The sequence below is a fragment of the Halorientalis regularis genome (genome assembly GCF_023698535.1).
GTDB lineage: Archaea > Halobacteriota > Halobacteria > Halobacteriales > Haloarculaceae > Halorientalis > Halorientalis regularis.
In genome coordinates, this window is the sequence record NZ_JALJCL010000011.1 from 15,522 (window position 1) to 38,458 (window position 22,937).

Below are 22,937 nucleotides of genomic sequence, written 5' to 3' on the forward strand. Positions count from 1 at the left end.
TGCCGTCGCGCGACCGCCCGTGTCACGACGTGCCGCGGTCGCCTGTTCGCTACCGACCGTCGGTGACAGCCGTGTCGACGTTGCCGAAGACGAAGCGGGTACCCTGGTCGTACTCGCCATCCAGCGTGACGGTCCAGCCGTGGGATTCGGCCATCGTCCGGACGATGGAGAGCCCCAGGCCCGTGCCGTCGCCGCTGGTCGTGTAGCCGTACTCGAAGACGTCGTCTGCGTGTTCGTCGGGGATGCCGGGGCCGTTGTCGGCGACGTAGAAGCCGTCGGTAGTGACTCCGACCTCGACGGTCATGTCGTCCGAGCCGTGGTCCACGCTGTTCCGGACGAGGTTCTCGAAGATCGTCAGAAGCTTCGAGCGGTCGGCCTGGAGCGTGCGGTCGTCGGCGACGGTTAGCGTGGCACCGTCGGTGTCGACGTTCGCCCAGGCGTCGCGGGCCGTCTCTTCGAGGTCGACGGCCCCGGTCTCGTCGACGGTCTTGCCCTCGCGGGCGAGCGTGAGGATGTCCTCCACGATGTCTTCCATCCGGTCCAGCGAGCCCTGCGTCGAGGTGATCCGCCCCTCGGCGCGGTCGCGGTGTTCGGGCGTCACGTCCCACTCCTCGAGTTCGAGGGCGAGTGCCTCCGTCTGGCCACTGGCGACCGTGATCGGGTTGCGCAGGTCGTGGGAGATCGTCGTCGCGACCTGATCGAGACGTTCGTTCTGCTTCTGGAGTTGCCAGCGCGACTGTTCGAGATCCGTCACGTCGCGAAACAGGATCGCGTACCAGCCGACTGCCCCCGACCGACCGCGGGTGATCGGCGTCGTCGTGACCGAGTAGTGGTGTTCGGTCCCGCCACGAGCGAGCGTGATGCGGTCGGTCGTCCCCGCTTTGCCGCCTGCCGGCAGGTCGATTCGGTCGGCGAGCGACGGGAAGGCCGCGGCGAAGGGTGCCCCCTTCTTTTCGGGGAGGGCCGGCCAGGTGTCCAGCGCCGCGGCGTTGTAGTCGACGAGACGGCGGTCGCCGTCCAGCACGAGGACCGGGTCCGTGAGGTGTTCGACGACGGCGTTGCGCGCGACGGGCAACACGTCGAGCAGGTCGAACCGGAAGAGTCCGAACGTGGAGAAGACGACGTAGGGCAACGCGCCGAACGTGGCGTGGTGCAATCCGTCGGCCGGCAGGAGACCAGCCTGTCCCAGCAGTTCCGCGACGCCGATGGACAGCCCGCCGAGCAGGATCAACAGGACCTGGGTACCCGATCCAGTACCCGTCGCCAGCAGATAGTTCGTCAGGACGAACCAGGTGTAGCCGATCAGTCCCAGCAACACGGTGAGGATGACCACCAGGCCGACCCCGTGTTCGATGACGACGTATGGGAAGGGATCGGTCACGAGGACGAGGTCGGTCCACAGCAGGTCCGTGACTCCGAGGGAGTTCAGCGGTGCGAGCACGAGCAGGCTCCCCATCACCCCCACCAGCGTGGCCTGGACGCTCCGTCGCTCGTGGAACTCCCGACCGGTGTAGACCGAGACGAAGACGATGTAGGTCGCGAACGACGCGAAGAGCAACAGTGCCTCCACGATAGCGACGACCCGCTGGAGCTCGGGATCGCGAAGCAAGAGGTGCAGGAAGGTGCTGGCCATTCACAGCCCACCGATACCGAGGACGCCGACGAACCACTTGGCACCGCGGCGCTCCCACCGGTTCGAGTAGATCCAGTACAGCAACGACAAACCCGTGACAAGCGTCACTATCGGCCAGGCGAGATACGCGAGCCACACCACCGGCGGTCCCACAGTATCCGAACGTCGGTGATCCGCTACATGAAACCTCGACCGATATCGGTGCGTGACAACGCGGCCCACGGCCGGGTTCGCGTCTCAGTCGCTCGGTTCCGCCATCGCTGGCTCGCTCCACCGCTCACCGTCGAACCCGGCGAAGACGAGCCGGGTCCCCCGGTCGTAGTCGCGGTCGAGCGTGACGGTCCAGCCGTGGGATTCGGCCATCGTCTTGACGATGGAAAGTCCCAGCCCTGTCCCACCGTCACTGGTCGTGTAGCCGTACTCGAAGACGCTGTCGGCGTGTTTCGGGGCGATGCCGGGACCGTCGTCGGCGACGTAGAACCCGTCGACAGTCGGGCCGACTTCGACGGTCACGTCGTCCGGTCCGTGGTCGAGTGCGTTGCGGAAGCAATTCTCGAAGATCGTCAGGAGCTTCGAGCGGTCGGCCTGAAGCCGACGGTCGTCGGCGACGGACAGGGTGGCGTCGTGGGTGTCGACGTTGGCCCAGGCGTCGCGGGCGGTGGCTTCCAGCGCGACGGGTTCGGTCTCGTCGACGGTTTTGCCCTCGCGGGCGAGCGTGAGGACGTCGTCGATGATGTCTTCCATCCGGTCGGTGGCGTCCTCGACGCTCTCGACTTCCTCGTGGAGTTGCTCGCGCTCCGGGGCCTCGATATCGAGCGCGTCGATGCGGGTCTCGATCAGTTCGAGGCGACCCGTCGTCACGTTGATCGGGTTCCGGAGGTCGTGGGAGATCGTCGAGGCCACCTGATCGAGGCGTTCGTTCTGTTTCTGGAGTTGCCAGCGGGACTGTTCGAGTTCCGTGATGTCCCGCAGGAGAATCGAGTACCAGCCGGTCTCTTCCCGGCTGCTCTTCGAGACGGCCGAGACGGTGACCGAGTAGTGACGCTCCTGCCCGTCGTAGGTCAGGGAGAGTTGCTCGGTCGTGTCCTCGTCCCCGGGCGGGACGGTGACGGTCTCGGACAGCGCCGGACAGACCCGCTCGAAGGCCGCCGGCACCTCGTCGCTGATCCCGGGCCAGACGTGCGTGGCCGCCTCGTTGAAGTCGACGACACGCTGGCGGTCGTCGACGACCAGCACGGGGTCCCTCAGATCCTCGATGACGGTATTTCGCGCCACCGGCCTCACGTCGAGCAGACCGAAGCGGAACAGCGAGACGGCCGTCAGCAGGTAGAACGGGAGCAGGCCAAACGCCGCGTGACTGAACCGGAGCGGGAAGACGGACGTGTACTGACTGATGGCGTCCAGGGTCATGATCGACAGCGCACCGATGATGAACAGCGTCAGTTGCACGCTAGACCGGCGACGCGTGGCCAGCAGATGATTCACCATCAGATAGATCCCGTACGCCGCCGGCACCTGAATGAGGACGATAATCGCCGCGAACACCGGCCCGCGCTCGACCACGAGGTAGGGGAACGGCTCGGCTACCATCTCGAAATTTGCGAACAGGAGCTGATGGCTCCCGCTCGTCGGTGCCAGTACCAGATACACCACGACCGCCGCACCGAACAGGCCCTGGACGGCCCGCTTCCGGTGGAGGTCGTTCCCGGTGTACGTCGAGACGAACACGACGAACGCCCCGACGGTCAGGATGGCGGAGAACGCTCCGACGACGTAGCTGACCCGGCTGAAAAGCGGACCGACCGGGAGCAAAAAGACGAGCACCGCTGCCGTCAAGAGCAGCCCAGTCCCGAGCATGAGCAGGAACCACCGGGCACCGTCGCGATCCCACTGCCGAGTGTACACCCAGTAGCCGACGACCGTCTGGGTCACCACGGTCGCTACCAGGACCCCGACGTAGATCGCCCACAACCCGACCCGACTCTCCGCCATGGGACACCTTCAGGACTGTACTATTTCAAGTGTTGTCCCGGTTCTCAGCGCTGAAAGACGCCGGTCGACTCCGCCCTGCTCGCGGGTCGTTCCGCCCCGCTCGCGTGTTCGACGGACTCCCTTCGGTCGTCCGTCTAATCGTCCCCAGCCCCAGTCGCCTCCGCGTCGCCCTCGGCCACCGCCGGTTCCCGGTCGCTTCGGGGCCCCTCCAGATCGACCGCGGGCAACAGATCACGCAGGTATCGCCCGGTGTGGGACGCCTCGGTACGGGCGACCTGCTCGGGCGTTCCCGTGGCGACGACTTCGCCGCCGTTCTCGCCGCCCTCCGGTCCGAGGTCGACGATGTGGTCGGCGTTCTTGACGAGGTCGAGTTCGTGCTCGATCACGACCACGGTGTTGCCGTCGTCGGTCAACCGGTGGAGTACGTCGATCAAGCGCCGCTCGTCCTCGGGGTGGAGGCCCGTCGTGGGTTCGTCCAGCAGGTACAGCGTCTCGCCGCTGTCTTTCTTCCCGAGTTCCTCCGCGAGTTTCACGCGCTGGGCCTCCCCACCGGAGAGCGTCGTCGACGGCTGGCCCAGCCGCATGTAGCCCAGCCCCACGTCCTTCAGGAGTTTCAGCCGCCGGCGGATCTGCGGGTGGCTCTCGAAGAAGTCGTAGGCCTCGGCGACGCTCATCTCCAGCACGTCGGCGATGGTCTCGCCCTTGTAGGTGACGTCCAGCGTCTCGTCGTTGTAGCGGGCCCCGCCACACTCCTCGCAGGGCACCTGCACGTCGCTGAGGAAGTTCATGTCGATCTTGACGGTCCCCTGCCCGCCACACTCCTCACACCGGCCGCCCTTGACGTTGAAGGAGAACCGCCCCTTCTCGTAGCCGCGCTGTTTCGCGAGTTTCGTGTCGGCGAACAGCTCCCGGATGTGATCGAAGACGTTGGTGTACGTCGCCGGGTTCGAGCGCGGGGTCCGCCCGATGGGCGACTGGTCGATCAGCCGGACGGTCTCGATCCGGTCCAGCCCCTCGATGTCGTCGTGGTCGCCGGGATCGACGGACGTGTTGTCGTTCATCCGGCGAGCCAGTCCCTTGTAGAGCACGTCGTGCATCAGCGTGGACTTGCCCGACCCCGAAACGCCCGTGATGGCCGTGAAACAGCCGACGGGCAGGTCGACGTCCACGTCGTCGAGGTTGTGCTGGCGCGCGCCACGGATGGTGACGTGGCCGTCCGGATCCCGCCGCTCCCCCGGAACGTCGATGAACCGGTCGCCAGCGAGGTAGTCGCCGGTGATCGAGTCCTCGCACTCCTTGACGTCCTCGACGGAGCCGTTAACGACCACCTCGCCGCCCTGCTTGCCCGGGCCAGGCCCCATGTCGATGATGTTGTCGGCCCGCCGCATCGTCTCCATGTCGTGTTCGACGACCAGCAGGGTGTTGCCCAGATCACGGAGTTCTTCGAGCGTGTTCAGCAGGCGGTCGTTGTCCCGCTGGTGGAGGCCGATGGAGGGCTCGTCGAGCACGTACAGCACGCCGACGAGGCCGGAGCCGATCTGGGTGGCCAGCCGGATGCGCTGGCTCTCGCCGCCCGACAGGGTCGAGGCCTCCCGGTCCAGCGTCAGGTACTCCAGCCCGACCTCGCACATGAATCCGAGGCGGGCGCGGATCTCCTTGAGGATCTCCTCGGCGATCTTGGTGTCACGCTCGTCCAGCCCGGCTTCCATCCCCTCGAAGTGATCGAGAGCGTCGCCGATGGACATGCGGTTGATTTCGGTGATGCTCGTGTCGGCCACCAGCACCGCGCGGGACTCGGCCTTCAGCCGGGTCCCCTCACAGGCCGGGCAGGTGGTGACGGCCATGTACTCCTCGATGTGCTCGCGGGCGCGGTCGCTGTCGGTCTCCACGTGGCGACGCTCCAGGTTGTTGATGACGCCCTCGAACCGCTCGGTCTTCTCGCGGGTGCCGTTCTTGGTCGTCCACTCGAAGTGCACGAGGTCGTCGGTGCCGTAGAGGAACTGCCGCTGGATCGACTCGTCGAGGTCTTCGAAGGGCGTGTCCAGGTCGACCCCGAAGTGTTCGGCCACGTTGTCCAGCTGGCGCGAGTAGTAGGTCCGGTTGTAGCTCCAGGGCTCGAAGACGTTCTTCAGGGGCTTTTCGGGGTCCTGGATCACCAGATCCTCGCTGACCTCCTTGGTCGAGCCGATCCCCTCACACTCCGGACACGCGCCGTGGGGCGAGTTGAACGAGAAGCTCCGGGTCTCGATCTCGGAGATATCGATGCCACAGTGCGTGCACGCCAGGTCTTCGGAGAACTCGACGACGAGGCGGTCCTCGGCGACGTCCTCGCCGTCTTCGTCGGCGTCTGCCAGATCGCCCGTCGAGCGGGCCGACGCCCCGCCGAGTTCGGCGTCCTCGGGCGGGTCCGGCAGGATCACCTTCAGAACCCCCTCGCCCTTTTCGAGGGCGGTCTCGACGGAGTCGGTGATCCGCGAGCGGGCCTCCTCGCTGACCTTCACGCGGTCGACCACCACGTCGATTGTGTGGTCGTAGTTCTCGTCCAGGTCCGGGCGATCCATCGTCAGGTCGAAGCGCTCGCCGTCGACCTCGACGCGGGCGTACCCCTCGCTGACGAGGTCGTCGAACAGATCCTCGAAGGCCCCCTTCTGGTCGCGGACGACGGGGGCGGCGACCTTCGCGCGGGTGCCCGCCGGGAGATCCAGGATCCGGGAGACCATGTTCTGGGCGCTCTGCTCGCCCACTTCGCGCCCACACTCCGGGCAGTGCGGCGTGCCGACGCGAGCGTAGAGGAGGCGCAGGTAGTCGTGGAGTTCGGTGACGGTGCCGACCGTCGAGCGCGGGTTGTTGGCGGCGTTTTTCTGGTCGATGGAGATGGCGGGCGAGAGCCCCTCGACGTTCTCGACCTGTGGTTTGTCCATCTGGCCCAGGAAGTTGCGGGCGTAGGCGGACAGGGACTCGATGTAGCGCCGCTGACCCTCGGCGTAGACGGTCTCGAAGGCGAGCGAGGACTTCCCCGACCCCGACAGCCCCGTCACGACCGTCAACTCCTCGCGTGGAATCGTCACGTCGACGTCCTTGAGGTTGTGTTCCTCGGCCCCGCGGACCTCGATGTGCTCTCTGGTCATTGTACGCGGTCAAGGTCCGGTCCAGTGAAACCTTGTCGGTTCCCGCCAGGGTGCCAGGGGGATTCGAGGAAAAGGCTCATGCAGTCGCGATTTGACGGCACGGTATGGCGACCGCGAGCGAGTACGACATCGAGGGGCTCGATCTCACCGACGACAGCTACACCGTCGAACAGAGCCTGATCCGCAACAAGTACAAGTCGATGGATTCTGGCGGTAGCGTCGTCCTCCGTGGCAAGCAGAAGCTGTTCAAGCTCAAGGAGAAGTTCCCGTTCGTCGACGACCAGGGCGAGGACGTCTTCGAGGTCGAGGCCACCGGGATGCTCGACGTGGCCGGCAACTACGTCCTGCGTGACTCCCGGACGGACGAGGACCTCGTCGTGCTGGACAACGACTTCTCGATCTTCCAGGACACCTGGACCGTTCGGGACGCCGACGACGGGCACGAACTCGCCCGCATCGACTCCCGGGGTGCCGTGGTCACCCTCATGCGAAACCTCCTCCCGCTCGGTTGGCTGATCCCCCACAAGTACGAGATCACCGACGCGAACGGAATGCACGTCGGCACCATCGAGGGCCAGTTATCCGTCCGCGACCGCTACGAGATCACCATCGACGACGCGAGCCCGGTCCCGAAAGAACCCATCGTCGCTGCCGCGATGGTGATCGACGCGATCCAGGGGAACTGACGCCGTTCCGTCGTTATCGCTCGTGGAAATCGGGATCGGCTGGTAGTGGCCGTCTCTCCTGAAATATCATCGGTGAAAATACATTCTCACTGCCTGTAGCACCCTTTCCGTGCGCGAACGGTTCCCCTGCTTTATTGCACGCGCTCTCGTTTTCAGTAGTAATGCCAGCGACAGTCTATGCAGTTGCCGGCGGCAAGGGCGGTGTCGGCAAGACGACCACGGCGGCGAACCTCGCGGCGACGTTGCGGGCGACGGGTCGGGAGGTCGTCCTCGTGGACGCTGACCTGGCGATGTCGAACCTCCAGGGAATCGTCGGTATCGACCACGAACCGACGTTGCACGACGTGCTTGCCGGGAAGGCCGACCTCGAAGACGCCATCGTCGGCGAGTCGGCCGACGCACTCGACGCGGCCGGCAGACTCGACGTGTTACCCGGTGCGAGCGAACTCGACGCCTTCGCGGCCGCCGATCCCAGCGGGATCACGGAGGTCGTCGACGTACTGGCCGGTCGGTACGACGCCGTCGTCCTCGACACCGCCAGCGGCGTCTCCCGGGAGAGCGCCATCCCCATCGAGGCGGCCGACGAGACCATCGTGATGACCACGCCGGACCGCGCCGCGGTGCTGGACGCGAAGAAGACCGCCGAGTTCGTCCGCGGACTCGATTGCTCGGTCGCCGGCCTCGTCGTCTCCCGGACCTGCCAGGGACTGACCGACGAGGAGATCGTCGACATCGTCGAAACCGACCATCTCGCGACGATTCCCGACCTCGACGTACCCGGTGCCGACCCGCTGATGCCCTACCGCACCCTGGTCGTCCGGTTGCTCATCGGTCACGACGTTGCGACCGACCCCGCCGCAGTGCTGGACATCGAACCCGGACAGACACCCCGGATCACGAGCACGCTCGAACCGACGCCCGAGAAATCGGCGACGAGCGTCGAAGTGAGTACCCCGGCGGCCGCGTCCGGGTCTGGCGACGCGCCCAGTGAGACGCCTGCCACCGCCAACGGCGACGAGTCGGCCGCTGCCGAAGCGTCGACCGACGACACCGAGGACGAGGAACGCGAGGGCCGCCTCGGTCGGTTCGTCGACGCGATCGGTCGGTAACCGTTCCTATTCTCCGCTGACTGCGCCGATTACCGCCTGGCCACACAGGCTCCCGCCGACGCCACAGAACAGGCCATAACAGAGGAGGGACACCAGCGTTCCGGCGCGGGACGGCTGGTAGAGGATGTTGTCGACCTGCAGGGAGAACGCGAAGGTGCCGGCCAGCGCGATCAGGACGTACCCCGTGGCGATGGCCATCCCGGTCGCGAGTGTGGCCCCCATACTCCGCCGGATCGGGACCCGGAAGAACGTAAACAGCGCGCTCGCGACGGTGAGCACGACGGCCGGATAGAACCGCAAGAGCAGTGTGTGCTCGACCATCGGCAGGTAGTTCATCGTCAGCGGGATGCCGTCGGGCAGTGCCGTCGTCAGGCCGGTCACGACGACGTTGTGCGCGTTGTAAAACAGGAAGCCGGCCCGGACCGGCAGGTTCCCCTCGGGCAGCGACAGCGACCCCGCGACTGCCACCGCGAACAACCCGAGGTACCCGAGTACGAACGCCCCCAGACCGGTGGTGAAGGCTGGAAACCAGGGAAACGTCTCGAACCAGAACTCGACGCGCACGTCCAGCGGTAGCTCCTCCCGGTCGACGCCAGCCTCCCCAACTGGCACGGCGACCCGTTCCTCCTCCGTGGCCCTCGGTTCTTTGACCGTCACATTGTCTCACATTCACGCAATCGGAAAAAAGCGTTCCGCCGTCAGACGCGTTCCGGCAACCACCCGCCCGACACCTCGACGTTCGCGCCGCTGCAGTAGTCGCTGTCCGGTGCGAGGAAAAAGAGCGTCGGCTGGATCAGGTCCTCGAAGGCGGCGGGCCGGCCCCGCGGAAGGTCCTCGGGGAACTCGTCGGAGTTCTCGACGACGTACGGCGAGACCGCGTTTACGGTGATCCCGTCGTCGGCCGTGTCGGCCGCCAGCATCCGCGTGAACATCAACACGCCCGTCTTCGCCACGAAGTAGGGGAAGTTCTTCGGGCTCACCAGCGCCCGCTCGGCGCTGGCGTACCCGATGTTGACGATTCGCCCCGCCCCCGCCTCGCGCATCCCCGGCAGGGCCCGCTTCGAACAGAGATAGGTTCCGTTGAGGTTCGTCTCGATGACGGTGTTCCACGTCTCGAAGTCCATCTCCGCCCAGTGGACCGGCGCGAACGCGCCGACGTTGTTCACCAGCACGTCCACCGCCCCTATCCGCTCCTCGACCGCCGAAAAGAGCGCGTCCACCTCCGCCGGATCGGTCACGTCGGCCTGGACCGTGGTCGCGGCGACGCCCTCCTCGCGGGCGCGCTCGGCGACTTCCTCGGCGGCCGCGTCGCTCGTCCGGTAGTGAACCGCCACGTCGGCCCCGCAGGCCGCGATGGCGAGCAACAGTTCCTGCCCGACGCCTTTGGCGCTCCCCGTCACCAGTGCCGTCCGCCCCGAGAGATCGGGTGTGAGCATACCCCCAATAGGGCTGCCGGGCGCTTAATCCGCCCGCCCCGCGGCCGCCAGTCAGTCCTCGGCGGTCGAGTCTGCGTCGGCCGTCGTCTCCACTTCGGCGTCGTCGTCGCTCGCCGCGTCCGCGTCGCCGTCGGCGGTGGTCGCGTCACCGTTCGCGCCGGCCGTCGCGCCGCCGTTGGCCGTGGCGTCGGTCCCGTCGTCCGTCGAGCCGATCCCCAGCAGGGATTCGGTCAGCGACGTGTCCTCGGTCGATGCGGCCGCGTCGGGGTTGGGCGTCCCGGTGGCGGGCTCGGGACCGAGGTCCGGCGAGGGGCCGCCCCCACCCGTGGTCGCCGTCGCGCCCTCGTCGTAGCCGACGAAGCCGTCCCACAGCACCAGCGCCGCCGGGAGGACGAAGATCGAGGTGAGGAACGAGTAGAAGATGCTCACTGCGGTCAGAATACCGAACTGACCGATGGCCGGGAACAGCGCCAGTGCGAGCACGCCGATACCGAAGACGGTGGTGAGCATGCTCGACAGGAGCGCACCGCCGGTCCCCCGGACTGTCCGGTCCAGGGCCCTCGTGAGGTCGTGTTCCCGGCGCTCGTCGGCGAACCGGTGGGTCACGTGGACCGAGTAGTCGATCCCGAGCCCGATGGTGATCGCCAGCATCGTCGCCGTGATGGCGTTGAACGGAATCCGGGCGAACCGCATCGTCGCCGCGACCAGCGCCACCGTCGTGATGATCGGGATGACGTTCGCGATACCCAGGGTCGCCCGTCCCTCGAGGATGTAGTAGACCAGCAACAGGAACAGGGTCGCCCCGAGCAGGGCCAGCGCCAGGCTCTCGATGGCCGACATGAAGATCACGTCCGAAACCGCCTGGAAGACGACCGTCTGGCCGGTCGCGACGGCGTGGAACCGGAAGCCGTCGGCCATCTCGCGGGCGTCGGCGGTGATCTCGGCCTGTTCCGCGCCGGACTCGACCGTGTAGACGACGCGGGTCGCCCGGCGGTCCTCGGTCATGTAGTTCAGCGCCTGTCCGCGGGCCGGCGAGGACAGCAAGGCGTCGTACACGTCACCGAGGTTCTGGTCGGGTATCCCGTTGTCGTTGCGGTCGTTGCGGTCGACCAGCTGGGCGAACGACTCGTTGCGCTGGGCGCGGTCCTGGATCACCGTGACGATGCTCGTCGAGTCGGCGTGGCGGCCGCCGTCCGTCAGGACGGTGTCGGGTGGGTCGTCGCCGGCCCTGTGGATACTCTCCAATGCTGTGGGTTTCTCTAACTGCCCCTCGACGTACATCGTCACCGAGTCCGACTGGGTGGAGTCGAACTTGTCCTCGAGGAAGTTCGTCGTCTCCGTGACCGTGTACTCGTGGGGGCGGAACGGCTCGGGCAACTCCATCACCCAGTCGGGGTTGTCCTCGGGTGGGAGGAAGTCCTCCTGGGCGAAGGAGGTGGAGACGCCGGTGGCGTAGTAGCCTGCCCCGGCGGTCCCGAGCAAGATCAGGATCAGGAAGATGGCGGGCGCGCGGTCGGCGATGACGACGCCGATCCGGAGGACGCCACTGAGGGCCGACCCTTCCGAGCCCATCGGGGTCTGACTGAACGTCGGGATCGGGTACTTCTCGCGTTTCCGGTCCAGCCACACCTTCGCCGCCGGGAGAAAGATCCCGAAGATCAGGAAGGTGAAGACGATCCCGATGCTCGCGACGACCCCGAAGTCACGGACCGGGCCGAGGTCGCTGATCAGGTTCGCGGCGAAGCCGATGACCGTCGTCCCCGTGACGATGAAGAAGGCCACGATCAACTGGTCGGTCGTGACCCGCATCGACTCCTCGATGGAGTAGTCGTGGGCTCGCTCCTCCCGGTAACGGTTGATCGCGTGGATCCCGAAGTCGATCCCGACCGCCAGCAACAGTGGCGGGACCGCGATCAGCATCTGGCTGAACGGGATCCCGGCCAGCCCCATGAACCCGAACGTCCAGACGATCCCCATTATCAGTGCGATCACGCCCAGCAGCAGGTCCATCAGGTCGCGGTACGCGATGATCAGGAAGAACGTGATGAAGACCACCGCGGCCGGCACGACGATCAACAGCGAGTCGAGGATGACGTTCGAGAACTCGCTCGCCAGCACGCCCGACCCGAACACCTGGATCGACCCCTCGACGGTCGACACGACGAAGATCGACTGCTCCTGGATCGGCGTCAGGGGGCTGGTGCCGCCCTGACCCGACCCCGACGAGAGGCCGGCTGGGACCTCGTGGCTCACCGAGCCGATGGTCGCCGTCGCGGTCGCGGACTTGGGGTTGAAGTCGTTGCTCAGGAGGCCGGAAAACTGCGGACTCCGCTCGGCCGCCTGCGCGACCGCCCGGTCGATCTCACCGGCGGTCGCGCCCTCGACGGCGTCGATCTGTTCCTCTAGCGTCGTCGCCGTCGGATCGAGCTGTGTGGCGACGATGCGGGCCGCCCCGCCGGTCGAGATCACGCGCAAGGAGTCCCGTTCCTTGAGTCGCTCCTGGGCGCGCAACATGCTCAGCAGTGACTCCCTGTCGAGGACGTTCCGGTTGTACTGGATGAGCGACGTACTCCCGGTGTCGGCGGCGAACGTGGGGGAGAACTTCTTGTTGACCTGCGTGAAGGCCTCCTCGGCCGGGAGGCCGGTGGTGAACTGCGAGGTCCCGGCAGAGGTCCCGACGCTACCCAGCCCCATCGCGAACACGGCGGTCACGAGGAGGAACGCGAGGATGATCCGGCCGGGCCGTTCGACGATTGTCTCGTCGATCCGGTCGATGACGCGCTGGTGATCCATGTTAGCGGAAGCGCATGTAACCGCCGATAGCGACGACGAGGACGACGCCGACGCCGACGAGTGTCAGCGGGAAGCCGCCGCCGCCACCGCTCCGCTCGTTCACGTCGATGGGGACGCGGTAGCGGTCCGAGAGCAGCGTGTCACCGTCCGTGTCGTCGTACTCGAAGTCCAGCGAGAGGGGGTACTGCTTGGGCAGTGCGCCGCTGGCCCCGACGTTGAAGCTGATCGTCGTCGACTCGCCCGAGCCGAGTTCGTCGATGTACGCCTCCGAGTCGGAGACGCTGATCGGGCTGTCCGCGAATACCTTCGCCGAGATGGCCGACAGCGTCTCGTTTGCCGTGTTGGTGACCTCGACGCCGATGGTCGTCGAGCCGCCGTTCTCGACCGAGCCGTTGACGATACTGACGGCGAAGGCGTCGGAGCCGGGGGCCACGTCCACGCGGGTCGGCAGGTCGTCGCTCGTGCGTGCGTCGCCCTCGTTGTCGCGGTACTCGGCGACGAAGACGAACTGCTTGGGCCCGCTCGTGGCGGCGTCGCTCGCCTCGATATCGAGGTCGAACTCCGCCGACTGGCCGGGTCCGAGCGTCCCGACGGAGTACTCCCGGTCGGTGGGGGTGAGGTTCTGGAGCTGGTTGGTCAGTCTGACGACCACGTCGTCGGCGACCAGATCGCCGTCGTTGCGGATCGTCCCCGAGAGCGTGCCGTCCTCACCGACGCGGAGCGAGGACTCGACGTTCGACAGCTCGAAGTCCGTCTCGGGCAGGGGGACGACACCCATCGAGAGCCCGTCGGACTGGTGGGCCACGCCGTCGCTGTCGTCGTAGCTGGCGGTCGCGCGGAAGGCGTAGCGCTGCTGTTCGGCGTCGGACGAAGCCCGGACCTGATACTCGATGGTCTTCCGTTCGCCGGGTGCCCACTCGCCGGCGTAGCGGGTCGCCGAACTCGACTGGCCGAACGTGAGGTCGCCGTTCAGCGATTCGAGCGTGACGCTCGTGTCACTGGCCGTCTCCGTCCCGGTGTTCTCCATCGTCACGCCGACCGTGCCGCTGGAGCCGACCTGCACGTCGGACTCGGTGTCGACGATCTCGAACCGGGCGCTGTCCTCGATCCGGAGGGTGACCTGGAACGTATCGGTCTCCGTTTTCTCGTTGTAGGTCCGCAGGCCCGAGTCGGACTGGGTAATCTTCGAGTAGTACTCGTAGTCGACCTTCGCCGTCAGGGTGTAGGTCCCTGGCTCGGCGTCTTCGGCGACGGCGATGTCGAACGGCACTTCGGTCGAGGCCTCGCCGGGTAACTGGCCGACGGTCTGCTGGTTGGTCTCGATGGACACCGGTGCCTTCCCGGACTGCAGATCGACCGTCATCCCGCGAGCGTTGGTGACCTGGGCCTCCAGTCCGCTGGCCGAGCCGTAGTCGACCTCCCCCTGATTGTTGATCTGCAGGGAGAGCGTCGTGTCTTCCCCGGCGACGACGGCGTTGTCCCCGATGGACGCCGACAGCTCCGGATTGCCCGACACGACGAATCCGCCAAGCGCCGGCATCGGTACCAGAAACAGTGCGACGACTCCGAGAACCGCGAGTTGTGTTCCTCTCATGCTTGATTGAACGTTCAGTCAGTTCGCGTACTTGATTGAACGTTCATTCAACACAAGTATCTTTCCATTCGGTACCAGGTCCGTCGCTCGATGGGAAGAGTCGAAAGGCTATTAGTCGGTGATTGAATATTCAGTCAACAATGCCGAAGCGGACGGACCTGTTCGAGTCGGATCCCGACGACACGCGCGAGGCCATCATGAAGGCCACGTACGATGCACTCTCGAAACACGGCTACGCGGATCTGACGATTCAGCGTATCGGCGACGAGTTCGACAAGAGCAAGTCGCTGTTGTATCACCACTACGATAGCAAGGACGCGCTCCTGGTCGACTTTCTGGGGTTCATGCTCGAACGGATGGAAGGGACGATTCCGCTCGAAGAGGCGGCCGCCGCCGACGACCGTCTGCGGGTCGGATTCGACCACGTGTTCGCCGAGATTCTCGACGGGGACCGCGAGCAGTTCAACCGGGCGATGACTGAACTGCGCGCCCAGTCCGCTCACGACGACTCCTTCCGCGAGCAGTTCACCAGAAACGACCGGTACTTCGAGTCCAGAGTCCAGGACATCATCGAAGAAGGCATCCAGCAGGGCATCTTCCGGGAGGTCGACGCCGAACAGGTCGCGTCGATGCTCGTCACCATCATCCAGGGCGCGACCTTTCAAGCGACGACCAGCACCGAGCCCGACCTCGACGCGGTCCGTACCGAACTGGACGCGTACATCGAGTCCAGACTTCTCGACGACGACTGAGTCACCGCAACCGCACACCGCCGCCCCTTACTCCCGTCGCTCCCGCCCGGCCCGGTCCTTCCAGGTCCGTTCCTGTGCTCGCTCGGCGGCGTGGCGCTGCCCGTCCGCAACCGCCTCGCGAGCCTCCTGCTCGAAGGCCTCGATCTCGTCGAGAAACCCCTCCTGGAAGCTCTCCAGCACGTCGTAGGACCACCGGTCATCGTCGATGACGCCGTGGGGGAGATACCGGTCCCGCACCGCGTCGGCCAACTCGTCGTAGCCACACTCCCGCAACAGGGGTTCGGCCTCCGCGAGGTGGTCCATCGCGTGGCCCGTATTGTGGTGAAACTCGACCAGATGCCCGTGTGCCCGGTGGAGCCACTCCAGCCCGAGTTCGACCTGGTGTAACGCCGCCCGTTCGTCCTCGGTCAGGTCCGCCGGTGTCGTCGATCCGTCCGATACCATGTGCTACGATACCACGTCACAACTATTGAACCTGTCGCGGCGGGTGGCCACCACAACCCATAGGTGTCGGTGCCCCGAGGGTCGAACATGCGCCGCCGCCAGTTTCTCGCCGCGACGGCCGGCATCGGACTGACGCCGGTCGCCGCTGGTCGTTCTCGCCCGCAATCGTCCTCCTCGTCCGCACCGCTCGGGACGCTCGAACTCCCGGGTCTGGCCGAAACCGTCGTCGGCGACGACGGCACCACGGCTTTCGCGGCCGTCTCTGACGGGTTCGCGACCGTCGACCTCTCGGACCCGACCGCCCCGGTCCTGCTGGCCGAACGCCGCGACATCCTCGCCGGCCGCGCTGACGGCCCCCTGCGCAACGTCTGGGACGTAAAATGCGACGGCGACACGCTCGCCGTCGTCGGCCCGGCCAACCCACGTCGGGACGCCATCGAGGCCGCCGTCTTCTACGACGTGAGCGACCCCGCCGACCCCGAGCGACTGGGCGTCCACGAGACGCCGTATCCGATCCACAACTGCGACATCGACGACGGCGTGGCCTCCCTCACCGCAAACAGCGCCGGCAGCGTCGGCCTCGCGACGGTGTCGGTCGGGTCCGATCCCGAACGACTGGGCGGTTGGGCGCTCACCGACCACGACCAGCGGTGGGCCGACGTGCGCTACTCGCTCGCGAACCTCCACGACGTGTACGTCCAGGACGGCCTTGCCTACCTGGCTCACTGGGACGCCGGCACCTGGATCGTCGACGTGAGCGACCCGGCGACCCCCTCGCTGGTCTCCCGGGTCCGCGGCCGGCCGGTCGAGGAACTCCGGGAGTACGGGCGCAACGGTGCCCGACGAGAGGGGCTCCGCCGGCCCGGCAACGACCACTACGTCGCCGTGAACGAGAGCGGCGACCTGCTCGGCATCGGGATCGAGGCGTGGTTCCAGCCCGGCCCCGGTGGCATCGTCCTCTACGATGTGTCCGACGTGGCGAACCCCCGACGCCTCACCCGGATCGACCCGCCGCCGATCCCCGAGGAGGAGAGCGCCGGCTACTCGAACGGCGTCTGGACGACCGCCCACAACTTCACGTTCGCCGGCGACCGACTCTACACGTCCTGGTACCAGGGCGGCGTCAAGGTCTTCGACGTGAGCGACCCCGCGAACCCAACCGAGATCGCCGCCTGGCGCGACACCGACGACGCCTGCTTCTGGACCGCGTGCCCGGCGGGCGACGCCGTCGTCGCCCCCAGCGTCGACCAGCCGCCCGGGGTCGACATCACCGAACGGCTCTACACGCTCCCCGACCCTGGCTCCGGCCTGACGCCCGCGGACGGGGGCGGAACACCGACCGACGGTGCGACCGACACGGTGTCGAGGGCCGCCACCACGACCGACGCCAGCGGCCCCGGATTCGGGGTGCTGGCGGGGCTGGCCGGACTCGGACTGGGTGCGTGGCGTGCGACCCGAGACCGAACGGAGTGAGGGCTCGGGGCCGGACGAGCGACGAGTGAAACGAGCCCAGAGCCACGCGCTGGAACGACCACCGACGGGCCCTCAAAGCGCGTTCTCGACCGCGCCGGCAACGTTCCGGGCTTTCTCGGCCAGGTCCTCGGGCACGTCCCCCGATTCGACGGCGGCGTCGAGTTCGTCGTCGTCGACGCGCTCGACCCGGCCGTCGCCGTGTTTCACCACGTCGACGTGCAGGTCGACGTAGCGCACGGTATCGGGGAACACCTCCACGGGCGTGCAGACGTTGACGTAGGTGCCTTTCCGGCGGTCCTCGGCGTCCCGGTAGACCGTCGCGTACCACCAGCGCCCCTCCTTGAACTTCGTCACCGCCACGTCACCGGCCTCGATGGGTTCGTCGATGGCGTCGAGGGTCCCGCCGGGCGAGAGTTCCCGCGAGACCGTCACGGTCCCGTCGGGGTCGGACGCGGCCACGTCGCCACGGCCGAGGCTGATGTAGCGGCCGTCGGGCTTGCCGTGGCCGATCTCGACCGAATCGCCCTCTCGCGGGCCGAACTGCCGGGTCACGACGCCGAAGGGGAAGTCAAGCCCGTCGCCGTCCCCGCCGTCCGTCGAGCCACAGATGGCCTCCGCGAAGTCGACGGCGGCGCTCGCGCGGTCGTCGCCGGCCTTGATGCGGTGGTGGCCGGGCATCGTCGGCACCACGTCGCGCCGGCGTTCGTCCAGCGCGAAGCGGGACTCGCGCCCGAACCATATCCACCGTGTCGCCGACCCGTCCCAGCGCCGTCCGACCGTCTCCCCGGGATCGGGGGCGTCGGCCAGCGCCTTCTCTAGCGATTCGGCGCGGTCGTTGTGGGCCTGCAGGGCGTCGGCGAGCGCGTCGAATTCCGCGTCGTCGGACAGGTGCCCCCAGCGGACGCCCCAGCCGTCCCGGGGGTCCGCCGCGATGAGGTCCACGATGTCCGCCGGGCCGCTGCCGCGGGTGGTCGACCCGCCCCGCACCAGTTCGGCCAGCGCGCCCGCGAACCCGAGTTCCGTGTCGAGGACGGCCCTGTTCGAACCCCAGGGCGGGGCGGGTTCCCGTACCTGCACGCGAACCCGGTCGTCGGCCTCCACGCGGTCGTCGGTGCGGTCGTAGGGCAGGAACCCCTCCACACCGTCGTCGAGGCGGACGACCGCACCGCTACCCAGCGTCTCTGTCACCCGGCCGTCGAACACAGCGTCCTGCGGCGCTGGGTCGGTCCAGACGAGGGTGTCCCGTCCCACGTCGGCGAGCAGATCCGCCAGCGTCGCCACCGCCTCGGGGTCGCCGGCGACGCCGACGCCCTGTCGGTCGCTCGTCGGTTCGACGCTCGCGTCGGCGTGAACCGGCGGGAACGAGCGCTCGAAGCGGTCGGCGATGGCGTCGGAGGCCTGGACCACCGACAGGTCCTCGCGGTCGGCGACCGTCTCGGTCAGGGCCGTGCTGTAGATGCCACGAACGCGGACGTTCATAGCGACTCGGGATCGGTGCTGAACCGCACCCGGTCGTGGACGGTCGGTCCCAGGGTCAACTCGACGGTCTCGTCGGTGAGGACGCGGCCGCCCTCGACGTAGACGCCCCAGCCGTCGAACTTCAGATAGCCCCGCAGGTCGGCGGCGTGGGTGTAGAGGTCGACGTACTCCACGTCGTGTTCGACGATGTCGCTGGCGCTGTGGGCGATGTCCATGTCCGAGTGAACGGTGTCGACTCCGTCGAAGAAGTCCTCGATGGCCTCGGCCGTCTCGGCCGTCGCCTCGACGACGCGCTCGGAGGTTGCGTCGATCTCGTCCGTCGACAGGCCGGCCTCGCGGAGCGCCCGCTGTGTCCGCTGGTCGAAGTGCATGCCCGGCCGTTAGCGGGCCGGGGTCCTAAAGAATCAGGTTCAGGATCTGCACGAAGATGCCGAAGAAGGCGCCGAAGGCGACGACAGTCTTCGGGTCGATTCGGATCGCGTTGTTGTCCTCGGCGTCGAAGTACCGGACCAGCCCGGCACTCGACATCAGCCCCCCGCCGTCGTTACTGCTCATACCCGACAGTGACCGGTCCCCGAGGGTAAGCTTTTCGCCTCGATCCGATCGTATGAACCACCTCAATTGACCGGCTACTTAAATTGGTTCAGATACGGCAGAGAACGCTCACCCCCTGACATACGTCATTGTGTGTCACTGGGGGAAGCGATGACAGACGAGACCACTCACCAGGACGAACAGGATCGGGACTCGGGATTGAATCGGCGGAGCGTGCTGAAGGCCACGTCGGTGGCGGCGGTCGGGACGGTGGGACTCGGTGCGGCCAGCGGGACGGCCACGGCCGAGGCGGCCGAGGCGGAGTTCCTCGGGAACTGCCTGGCCGACCTGCCACAAGCACCCGACGACGCACCCATCGTCGACCTGGCCGGCGACGGTCTGGAGACACGCGGGGCGATGCCGTCGGGCGACGACGAAGTGCTGTTTTACATCCACGGCTGGCTCGAAGACGCCTCGGGCGGCGGCGAGAACCAGGGACAGGCGCTGGCGGACGCACTCGCCGCGAACGGGTACGGCGCGCCGGTCGTCTCGGTCCTCTGGGACTCGAACACGCTCGACTGGTGGGGCGGCAAAGACGCCGCCGAAGCCGCCGGCGCGGAGTTCGCCGGCTGGCTCGACGGTTACATGGCCGACAACCCCGACACCAGGGTTCGGGTCGTCGGCCACTCGCTGGGCGGGCGCGCCGCCTACGCGATGCTCGACGCACTGGACGGCTCGGTCACGTCGGTATCGGCCATCGGTGCGGCGAACGATCCCGAGACCGTCTGTGCGGACGGCCGGTTCGGCGACGGCATCGCGGGGTCGGCCGACGCGGTGTACAACTTCCACTCGAAGAACGACGACATCGTCTGTAGCGCCTACAAGTTGCTGGAGATGACCGAGGGCGTCGGCTGTGTCGGTGCCGAGTGTGACGGTGGCTGGTTCGACGACGGGTCGACGCCGGACACGTACGCCGACGTGGAGGTCACCGACGCCGTGTTGAATCACTGCGACTACTTTCGGCCCGACAGGGGCTGTGTCCCACAGATCGTCGATCGATTCGACGACGGTGGAGCCGACGCGGAGAGCGACGACGAAGACGACGGCTGGTGGTAAGCGGGTGACCGGCCGTCTGAAGAACCATTCACCGTATCTCGGCGAGCGTGTCCCGAAACTCACCTATCGCGCGGTCCGACACCGCCGCGTCGACGAGTTCGCTCTCGATCCGGCGGAGGTGTTTGCCGACCGCACTGGCCGAACAGTCCAGATCGGCCGCGATGTCGTCGTAGGTCGCCTCGCGTGGCGACTCGTAGTACCCCTTCTCGACGGCGACCAGCAACACCTCCCGCTGGCGCTCGGTGAGGCCGGCGAAGCGCCGGTCGGTCCCCGGGTCGTAGTCGCCGATGCGTTCGATGGTCACGTCGACCTCCTCGCGCGTCGCCGCGATCTGTTCCTGCAGCTGCTCTTTCGCGCCGATCACGGACACCCGGAGACTCGAGATCGACGGGTCGACGAACTCCAGCGGGAAATCGAGGTGGGTCGCATAGGAGTCGTGGAGTTCGAGCAGGTTCCTGATGAGGTCGCTGGGGTGGTAGTGGACCTGGAGCATCACGTGATCGCCGGCGTCGGCCACCTGGTAGTCGATCACCTTGTCGCCCGCGTGGGCGAAACTCTCGTCGATCTGATCGCGGGTCGCTTCCGCCTCGTACAGCATCACCGCCGTCCCGTCGGTCAACAGGCTCTGTTCCTGTATCGACCGGAGGACGACCCCACACTCCCGGAACACCACCTCCCCGGGGTCGAAGTACCCCCGCTCCGGCGTCAGCGCGTACGTGACGTATCTCACAGTTCCTGTACCGTGAACCGTCTCAATAGTGATTGTCACCGTTTCGAGGCTCAATACGTCTCCGGCCAGTGATCGACCCGATGTAAAAAAAGTTCGCGCAGAAAGATAAATTAAATACAAATACGAGTTGATACAATGTTGCGGTGTGACTGTCACACGGGCGTCCGCCCGTGATGCGGGGTGACCTGACGACCGGTGTTCCGAATCCCCTATCGGCTCGTCGGTGCGACCCCGCGAGCGAGCGCGCCCGTTCGTGCGACCGGTTCCGCGGTGCGATCACGGGACCTGCCGCGGTGTCGGGTGCTGACACCACGTCGCGTCTGTTCCCCACGCAGGCGTCCCGACTCTCACTTTTCGGGCGCGACCGTGCCGATCAGTTCGCGCCGTCGGCGTCCGCCCCGACCCCGGTTTCGGGGACGACGCCCGTCAGGAGCTCGCTCTCGATGCGCCGGAGGTGCTGGCCCACGGCACCGGCCGAACAGTCCAGACCGGCGGCGATGTCTTCGTAGGTCACCTTCCGGGGCACGTCGTAGTAGCCCTTCTCGACGGCGGTCCGTAACACCTCGCGCTGGCGCTCGGTGAGCGTCCCGAACTCGCGGCTGGCGGCCGGTTCGTAACTGCTCACCTGCTCGATGGTCACGTCGATTGCCTCGCGGGTCGCCGTGATCTGGTCCTGCAGTTCCGATTCGGGCCCCAAAAGCGAGATTCGCAGGCTCGACGTGTCCGTGCGGACGAACTCCAGAGGATACTCCAGATGGGTCGCGTGTGAGCGGTGGATATCGAAGAGACTCCTGATAGCATCGCTCGGATAGTAGTGGACCTGGAGTCGCCGCGTCCCCTCCCCACCGGCGGTGTCGTAGCCGATCACTTTCTCCCCGGCCTGGGACATGCTCTCGTGGATGTCCGCCTCGTCGGCCGAGACCTCGTAGAGCGCCACGAACGACCCGTCGGTGAGGATGCTGATGTCTTCGATGGTGCGGAGAATCACCCCGTGATCCCTGAAGACCTCTTCCCCAGGATCGAAGTACCCCCGATTCGGCGTGATGACGTAGGACGCGAACCGCATACGCGCCACTTTCGTGACCCGGCGAATAAATGTTCTGTCGTGTCAGTCGCGGCCACTGGCGCAGTCCGGTGGCTCTCTCCCGATCTGGGTCGCCTCGGCAGTGAAAACGCTTATCGGGAACCGTGGGCTACAACCGTCGTAGATCTATGACAGTCACGCTCAAGGACTTCTACGCGGACTGGTGCGGTCCGTGTAAGACCCAGGATCCCATCCTGGAGGAGCTGGAGACGGAGTGGGAAAGCGTCGAGTTCGAGAAGGTAAACGTCGACGAGGAGCAGGACGTGGCCAACGAGTACCAGGTCCGGTCCCTGCCCACGCTCATCGTCGAGAACGACGACGGTATCGTCGACCGGTTCGTGGGCGTCACGCAGGCCGACGACATCGAGGACGCCCTCGAGAAAGCCGGCGCATAAACCGACGACGATCCGATTTTCCGGGTCCCCGCCTAGAGGACCTGTCGCTGACAGGTGCCACAGAGGTTCTCCTCTTTCACGTCGACCTCCCGAACCGTCGGCGAGAAGTTCATCACACAGCGTTTGTTGTCGCAGTGTTCCAGGCCGAGCGTGTGGCCGATCTCGTGGACGACCTCCTTGCGCACGCGATCCGAGAAGATGTCCTCCGCGGAGCGATTCGAGAAGCCGCCGTCCGAGGAGGTCTGGAGCCGGTAGGTGGAGATGACGCTGCCGTTCCCGTCGAGATAGGCGAGCCCGAAGACGTAGTTGCGCCGCCGATAGAACAGGTCTTTCGGGGTGATGGCGATGTTTTTCTCTCCCGAGCCGACGTGGCTGGCGAGTTCGATGAACTCCTCTGCGCGGAACTGGTCCCGATTGGCGTCGTAGGACCCGTCAGGCACCGGCTGGGCGTCGTGGACCGTGACCTCGCAGTCGTAGACGGTCCGCAATCCGGCGGAGGCTTCCCGCTTGACCGGGGCGTCCACCTCGCCGACCGGCACGATGTCGACGTGCATGCCAA

The 22,937-nt window shown here is 66.7% G+C and carries 21 protein-coding genes; 6 read left to right on the forward strand and 15 right to left on the reverse strand.

Annotated elements, in window-relative coordinates; genetic code table 11:
• Positions 1-49: 49 nt before the first annotated feature.
• The 4 genes from MU521_RS14495 to uvrA all read right to left on the reverse strand — a co-directional run bounded on the left by MU521_RS14495 (position 50) and on the right by uvrA (position 6,753).
• Positions 50-1,633 (reverse strand): sensor histidine kinase, encoded by a 1,584-nt coding sequence (locus MU521_RS14495; RefSeq protein WP_092693686.1) that lies wholly within the window; start codon positions 1,631-1,633, stop codon positions 50-52.
• Positions 1,634-1,786 carry a hypothetical protein gene (locus MU521_RS14500; protein ID WP_175452895.1) on the reverse strand — a complete coding sequence of 51 codons (153 nt, stop codon included), beginning with the start codon at positions 1,784-1,786 and terminating at the stop codon, positions 1,634-1,636.
• Positions 1,787-1,870: 84 nt separating this feature from the next.
• Positions 1,871-3,625, reverse strand: a complete 1,755-nt coding sequence (locus MU521_RS14505) for a sensor histidine kinase (RefSeq protein WP_092693684.1) — start codon at positions 3,623-3,625, stop codon at positions 1,871-1,873.
• A gap of 134 nt (positions 3,626-3,759) precedes the next feature.
• A complete protein-coding gene (gene uvrA, locus MU521_RS14510; RefSeq protein WP_092693682.1) occupies positions 3,760-6,753 on the reverse strand; it encodes an excinuclease ABC subunit UvrA in 2,994 nt (997 codons plus the stop codon).
• A gap of 104 nt (positions 6,754-6,857) precedes the next feature.
• Here uvrA and MU521_RS14515 point away from each other — a divergent pair, with 104 nt between their 5' ends.
• Positions 6,858-7,439 (forward strand): LURP-one-related/scramblase family protein, encoded by a 582-nt coding sequence (locus tag MU521_RS14515; RefSeq protein WP_092693680.1) that lies wholly within the window; start codon positions 6,858-6,860, stop codon positions 7,437-7,439.
• Positions 7,440-7,600: 161 nt separating this feature from the next.
• Positions 7,601-8,548 (forward strand): MinD/ParA family ATP-binding protein, encoded by a 948-nt coding sequence (locus MU521_RS14520; RefSeq protein ID WP_092693678.1) that lies wholly within the window; start codon positions 7,601-7,603, stop codon positions 8,546-8,548.
• A 6-nt stretch (positions 8,549-8,554) separates the two neighbouring features.
• Here MU521_RS14520 and MU521_RS14525 read toward each other — a convergent pair whose 3' ends face one another.
• Genes MU521_RS14525 through MU521_RS14540 form a run of 4 tightly spaced genes read right to left on the reverse strand, consistent with a single transcriptional unit; the run spans position 8,555 to position 14,371 of the window.
• A complete protein-coding gene (locus tag MU521_RS14525) occupies positions 8,555-9,205 on the reverse strand; it encodes a DUF7978 family protein (RefSeq protein WP_092693676.1) in 651 nt (216 codons plus the stop codon).
• 41 nt (positions 9,206-9,246) lie between these two features.
• Positions 9,247-9,984 (reverse strand): SDR family NAD(P)-dependent oxidoreductase, encoded by a 738-nt coding sequence (locus tag MU521_RS14530; RefSeq protein ID WP_092693674.1) that lies wholly within the window; start codon positions 9,982-9,984, stop codon positions 9,247-9,249.
• A 51-nt stretch (positions 9,985-10,035) separates the two neighbouring features.
• Positions 10,036-12,777: an efflux RND transporter permease subunit gene (locus MU521_RS14535; protein WP_092693672.1), complete on the reverse strand. Its 2,742-nt coding sequence runs from the start codon at positions 12,775-12,777 to the stop codon at positions 10,036-10,038.
• Position 12,778: 1 nt separating this feature from the next.
• Complete coding sequence (locus MU521_RS14540; protein ID WP_139171139.1) at positions 12,779-14,371, reverse strand: COG1361 S-layer family protein; 1,593 nt, start codon at positions 14,369-14,371, stop codon at positions 12,779-12,781.
• A 140-nt stretch (positions 14,372-14,511) separates the two neighbouring features.
• Between MU521_RS14540 and MU521_RS14545 the strand changes: the two genes are divergently transcribed.
• Complete coding sequence (locus tag MU521_RS14545) at positions 14,512-15,123, forward strand: TetR/AcrR family transcriptional regulator (RefSeq protein WP_092693668.1); 612 nt, start codon at positions 14,512-14,514, stop codon at positions 15,121-15,123.
• A gap of 27 nt (positions 15,124-15,150) precedes the next feature.
• Here the strand turns inward: MU521_RS14545 and MU521_RS14550 are convergent, their stop codons facing one another.
• Positions 15,151-15,567: a hypothetical protein gene (locus MU521_RS14550; protein WP_092693666.1), complete on the reverse strand. Its 417-nt coding sequence runs from the start codon at positions 15,565-15,567 to the stop codon at positions 15,151-15,153.
• A gap of 87 nt (positions 15,568-15,654) precedes the next feature.
• Between MU521_RS14550 and MU521_RS14555 the strand changes: the two genes are divergently transcribed.
• The gene (locus MU521_RS14555) at positions 15,655-17,040 is read left to right on the forward strand and encodes an LVIVD repeat-containing protein (protein WP_092693664.1); all 1,386 of its coding nucleotides are present in this window, start codon (positions 15,655-15,657) and stop codon (positions 17,038-17,040) included.
• A 72-nt stretch (positions 17,041-17,112) separates the two neighbouring features.
• Here the strand turns inward: MU521_RS14555 and MU521_RS14560 are convergent, their stop codons facing one another.
• The 3 genes from MU521_RS14560 to MU521_RS14570 are packed head-to-tail and all read right to left on the reverse strand — an operon-like array spanning position 17,113 to position 19,074.
• On the reverse strand, positions 17,113-18,519 hold the full coding sequence (locus MU521_RS14560; RefSeq protein ID WP_092693662.1) for a ribonuclease FAU-1 family protein: 1,407 nt from the start codon (positions 18,517-18,519) through the stop codon (positions 17,113-17,115).
• A complete protein-coding gene (locus MU521_RS14565; protein ID WP_092693660.1) occupies positions 18,516-18,890 on the reverse strand; it encodes a DUF7532 family protein in 375 nt (124 codons plus the stop codon). The genes MU521_RS14560 and MU521_RS14565 overlap by 4 nt, the downstream gene beginning before the upstream one ends.
• A 25-nt stretch (positions 18,891-18,915) precedes the next feature.
• Complete coding sequence (locus MU521_RS14570) at positions 18,916-19,074, reverse strand: preprotein translocase subunit Sec61beta (protein WP_092693659.1); 159 nt, start codon at positions 19,072-19,074, stop codon at positions 18,916-18,918.
• Between the two features lie 150 nt (positions 19,075-19,224).
• Between MU521_RS14570 and MU521_RS14575 the strand changes: the two genes are divergently transcribed.
• Complete coding sequence (locus MU521_RS14575; RefSeq protein ID WP_092693657.1) at positions 19,225-20,169, forward strand: lipase family protein; 945 nt, start codon at positions 19,225-19,227, stop codon at positions 20,167-20,169.
• 28 nt (positions 20,170-20,197) lie between these two features.
• On the opposite strand, the gene MU521_RS14580 is transcribed toward MU521_RS14575, so the two are convergent.
• Complete coding sequence (locus MU521_RS14580) at positions 20,198-20,899, reverse strand: helix-turn-helix domain-containing protein (protein ID WP_092693655.1); 702 nt, start codon at positions 20,897-20,899, stop codon at positions 20,198-20,200.
• 373 nt (positions 20,900-21,272) lie between these two features.
• Positions 21,273-21,965 carry a helix-turn-helix domain-containing protein gene (locus MU521_RS14585; protein ID WP_092693654.1) on the reverse strand — a complete coding sequence of 231 codons (693 nt, stop codon included), beginning with the start codon at positions 21,963-21,965 and terminating at the stop codon, positions 21,273-21,275.
• A 146-nt stretch (positions 21,966-22,111) separates the two neighbouring features.
• Between MU521_RS14585 and MU521_RS14590 the strand changes: the two genes are divergently transcribed.
• Positions 22,112-22,378: a thioredoxin family protein gene (locus tag MU521_RS14590; protein WP_092659517.1), complete on the forward strand. Its 267-nt coding sequence runs from the start codon at positions 22,112-22,114 to the stop codon at positions 22,376-22,378.
• A gap of 32 nt (positions 22,379-22,410) precedes the next feature.
• Here the strand turns inward: MU521_RS14590 and MU521_RS14595 are convergent, their stop codons facing one another.
• The gene (locus MU521_RS14595; RefSeq protein ID WP_092693651.1) at positions 22,411-22,932 is read right to left on the reverse strand and encodes an archaemetzincin family Zn-dependent metalloprotease; all 522 of its coding nucleotides are present in this window, start codon (positions 22,930-22,932) and stop codon (positions 22,411-22,413) included.
• Between the last annotated feature and the right edge of the window lie 5 nt (positions 22,933-22,937).

What these genes read in the sequence shown, in the direction of transcription:
- MU521_RS14550 (WP_092693666.1), bottom strand. Translation starts at nt 15,567, where the DNA reads ATGGTATCGGACGGATCGACGACACCGGCGGACCTGACCGAGGACGAA.
- MU521_RS14530 (WP_092693674.1), bottom strand. Translation starts at nt 9,984, where the DNA reads ATGCTCACACCCGATCTCTCGGGGCGGACGGCACTGGTGACGGGGAGC.
- uvrA (WP_092693682.1), bottom strand. Translation starts at nt 6,753, where the DNA reads ATGACCAGAGAGCACATCGAGGTCCGCGGGGCCGAGGAACACAACCTC.
- MU521_RS14515 (WP_092693680.1), top strand. Translation starts at nt 6,858, where the DNA reads ATGGCGACCGCGAGCGAGTACGACATCGAGGGGCTCGATCTCACCGAC.
- MU521_RS14595 (WP_092693651.1), bottom strand. Translation starts at nt 22,932, where the DNA reads ATGCACGTCGACATCGTGCCGGTCGGCGAGGTGGACGCCCCGGTCAAG.
- MU521_RS14505 (WP_092693684.1), bottom strand. Translation starts at nt 3,625, where the DNA reads ATGGCGGAGAGTCGGGTCGGGTTGTGGGCGATCTACGTCGGGGTCCTG.
- MU521_RS14520 (WP_092693678.1), top strand. Translation starts at nt 7,601, where the DNA reads ATGCCAGCGACAGTCTATGCAGTTGCCGGCGGCAAGGGCGGTGTCGGC.
- MU521_RS14565 (WP_092693660.1), bottom strand. Translation starts at nt 18,890, where the DNA reads ATGCACTTCGACCAGCGGACACAGCGGGCGCTCCGCGAGGCCGGCCTG.
- MU521_RS14585 (WP_092693654.1), bottom strand. Translation starts at nt 21,965, where the DNA reads ATGCGGTTCGCGTCCTACGTCATCACGCCGAATCGGGGGTACTTCGAT.
- MU521_RS14575 (WP_092693657.1), top strand. Translation starts at nt 19,225, where the DNA reads ATGACAGACGAGACCACTCACCAGGACGAACAGGATCGGGACTCGGGA.
- MU521_RS14545 (WP_092693668.1), top strand. Translation starts at nt 14,512, where the DNA reads ATGCCGAAGCGGACGGACCTGTTCGAGTCGGATCCCGACGACACGCGC.
- MU521_RS14570 (WP_092693659.1), bottom strand. Translation starts at nt 19,074, where the DNA reads ATGAGCAGTAACGACGGCGGGGGGCTGATGTCGAGTGCCGGGCTGGTC.
- MU521_RS14590 (WP_092659517.1), top strand. Translation starts at nt 22,112, where the DNA reads ATGACAGTCACGCTCAAGGACTTCTACGCGGACTGGTGCGGTCCGTGT.
- MU521_RS14535 (WP_092693672.1), bottom strand. Translation starts at nt 12,777, where the DNA reads ATGGATCACCAGCGCGTCATCGACCGGATCGACGAGACAATCGTCGAA.
- MU521_RS14540 (WP_139171139.1), bottom strand. Translation starts at nt 14,371, where the DNA reads ATGAGAGGAACACAACTCGCGGTTCTCGGAGTCGTCGCACTGTTTCTG.
- MU521_RS14555 (WP_092693664.1), top strand. Translation starts at nt 15,655, where the DNA reads ATGCGCCGCCGCCAGTTTCTCGCCGCGACGGCCGGCATCGGACTGACG.
- MU521_RS14560 (WP_092693662.1), bottom strand. Translation starts at nt 18,519, where the DNA reads ATGAACGTCCGCGTTCGTGGCATCTACAGCACGGCCCTGACCGAGACG.
- MU521_RS14495 (WP_092693686.1), bottom strand. Translation starts at nt 1,633, where the DNA reads ATGGCCAGCACCTTCCTGCACCTCTTGCTTCGCGATCCCGAGCTCCAG.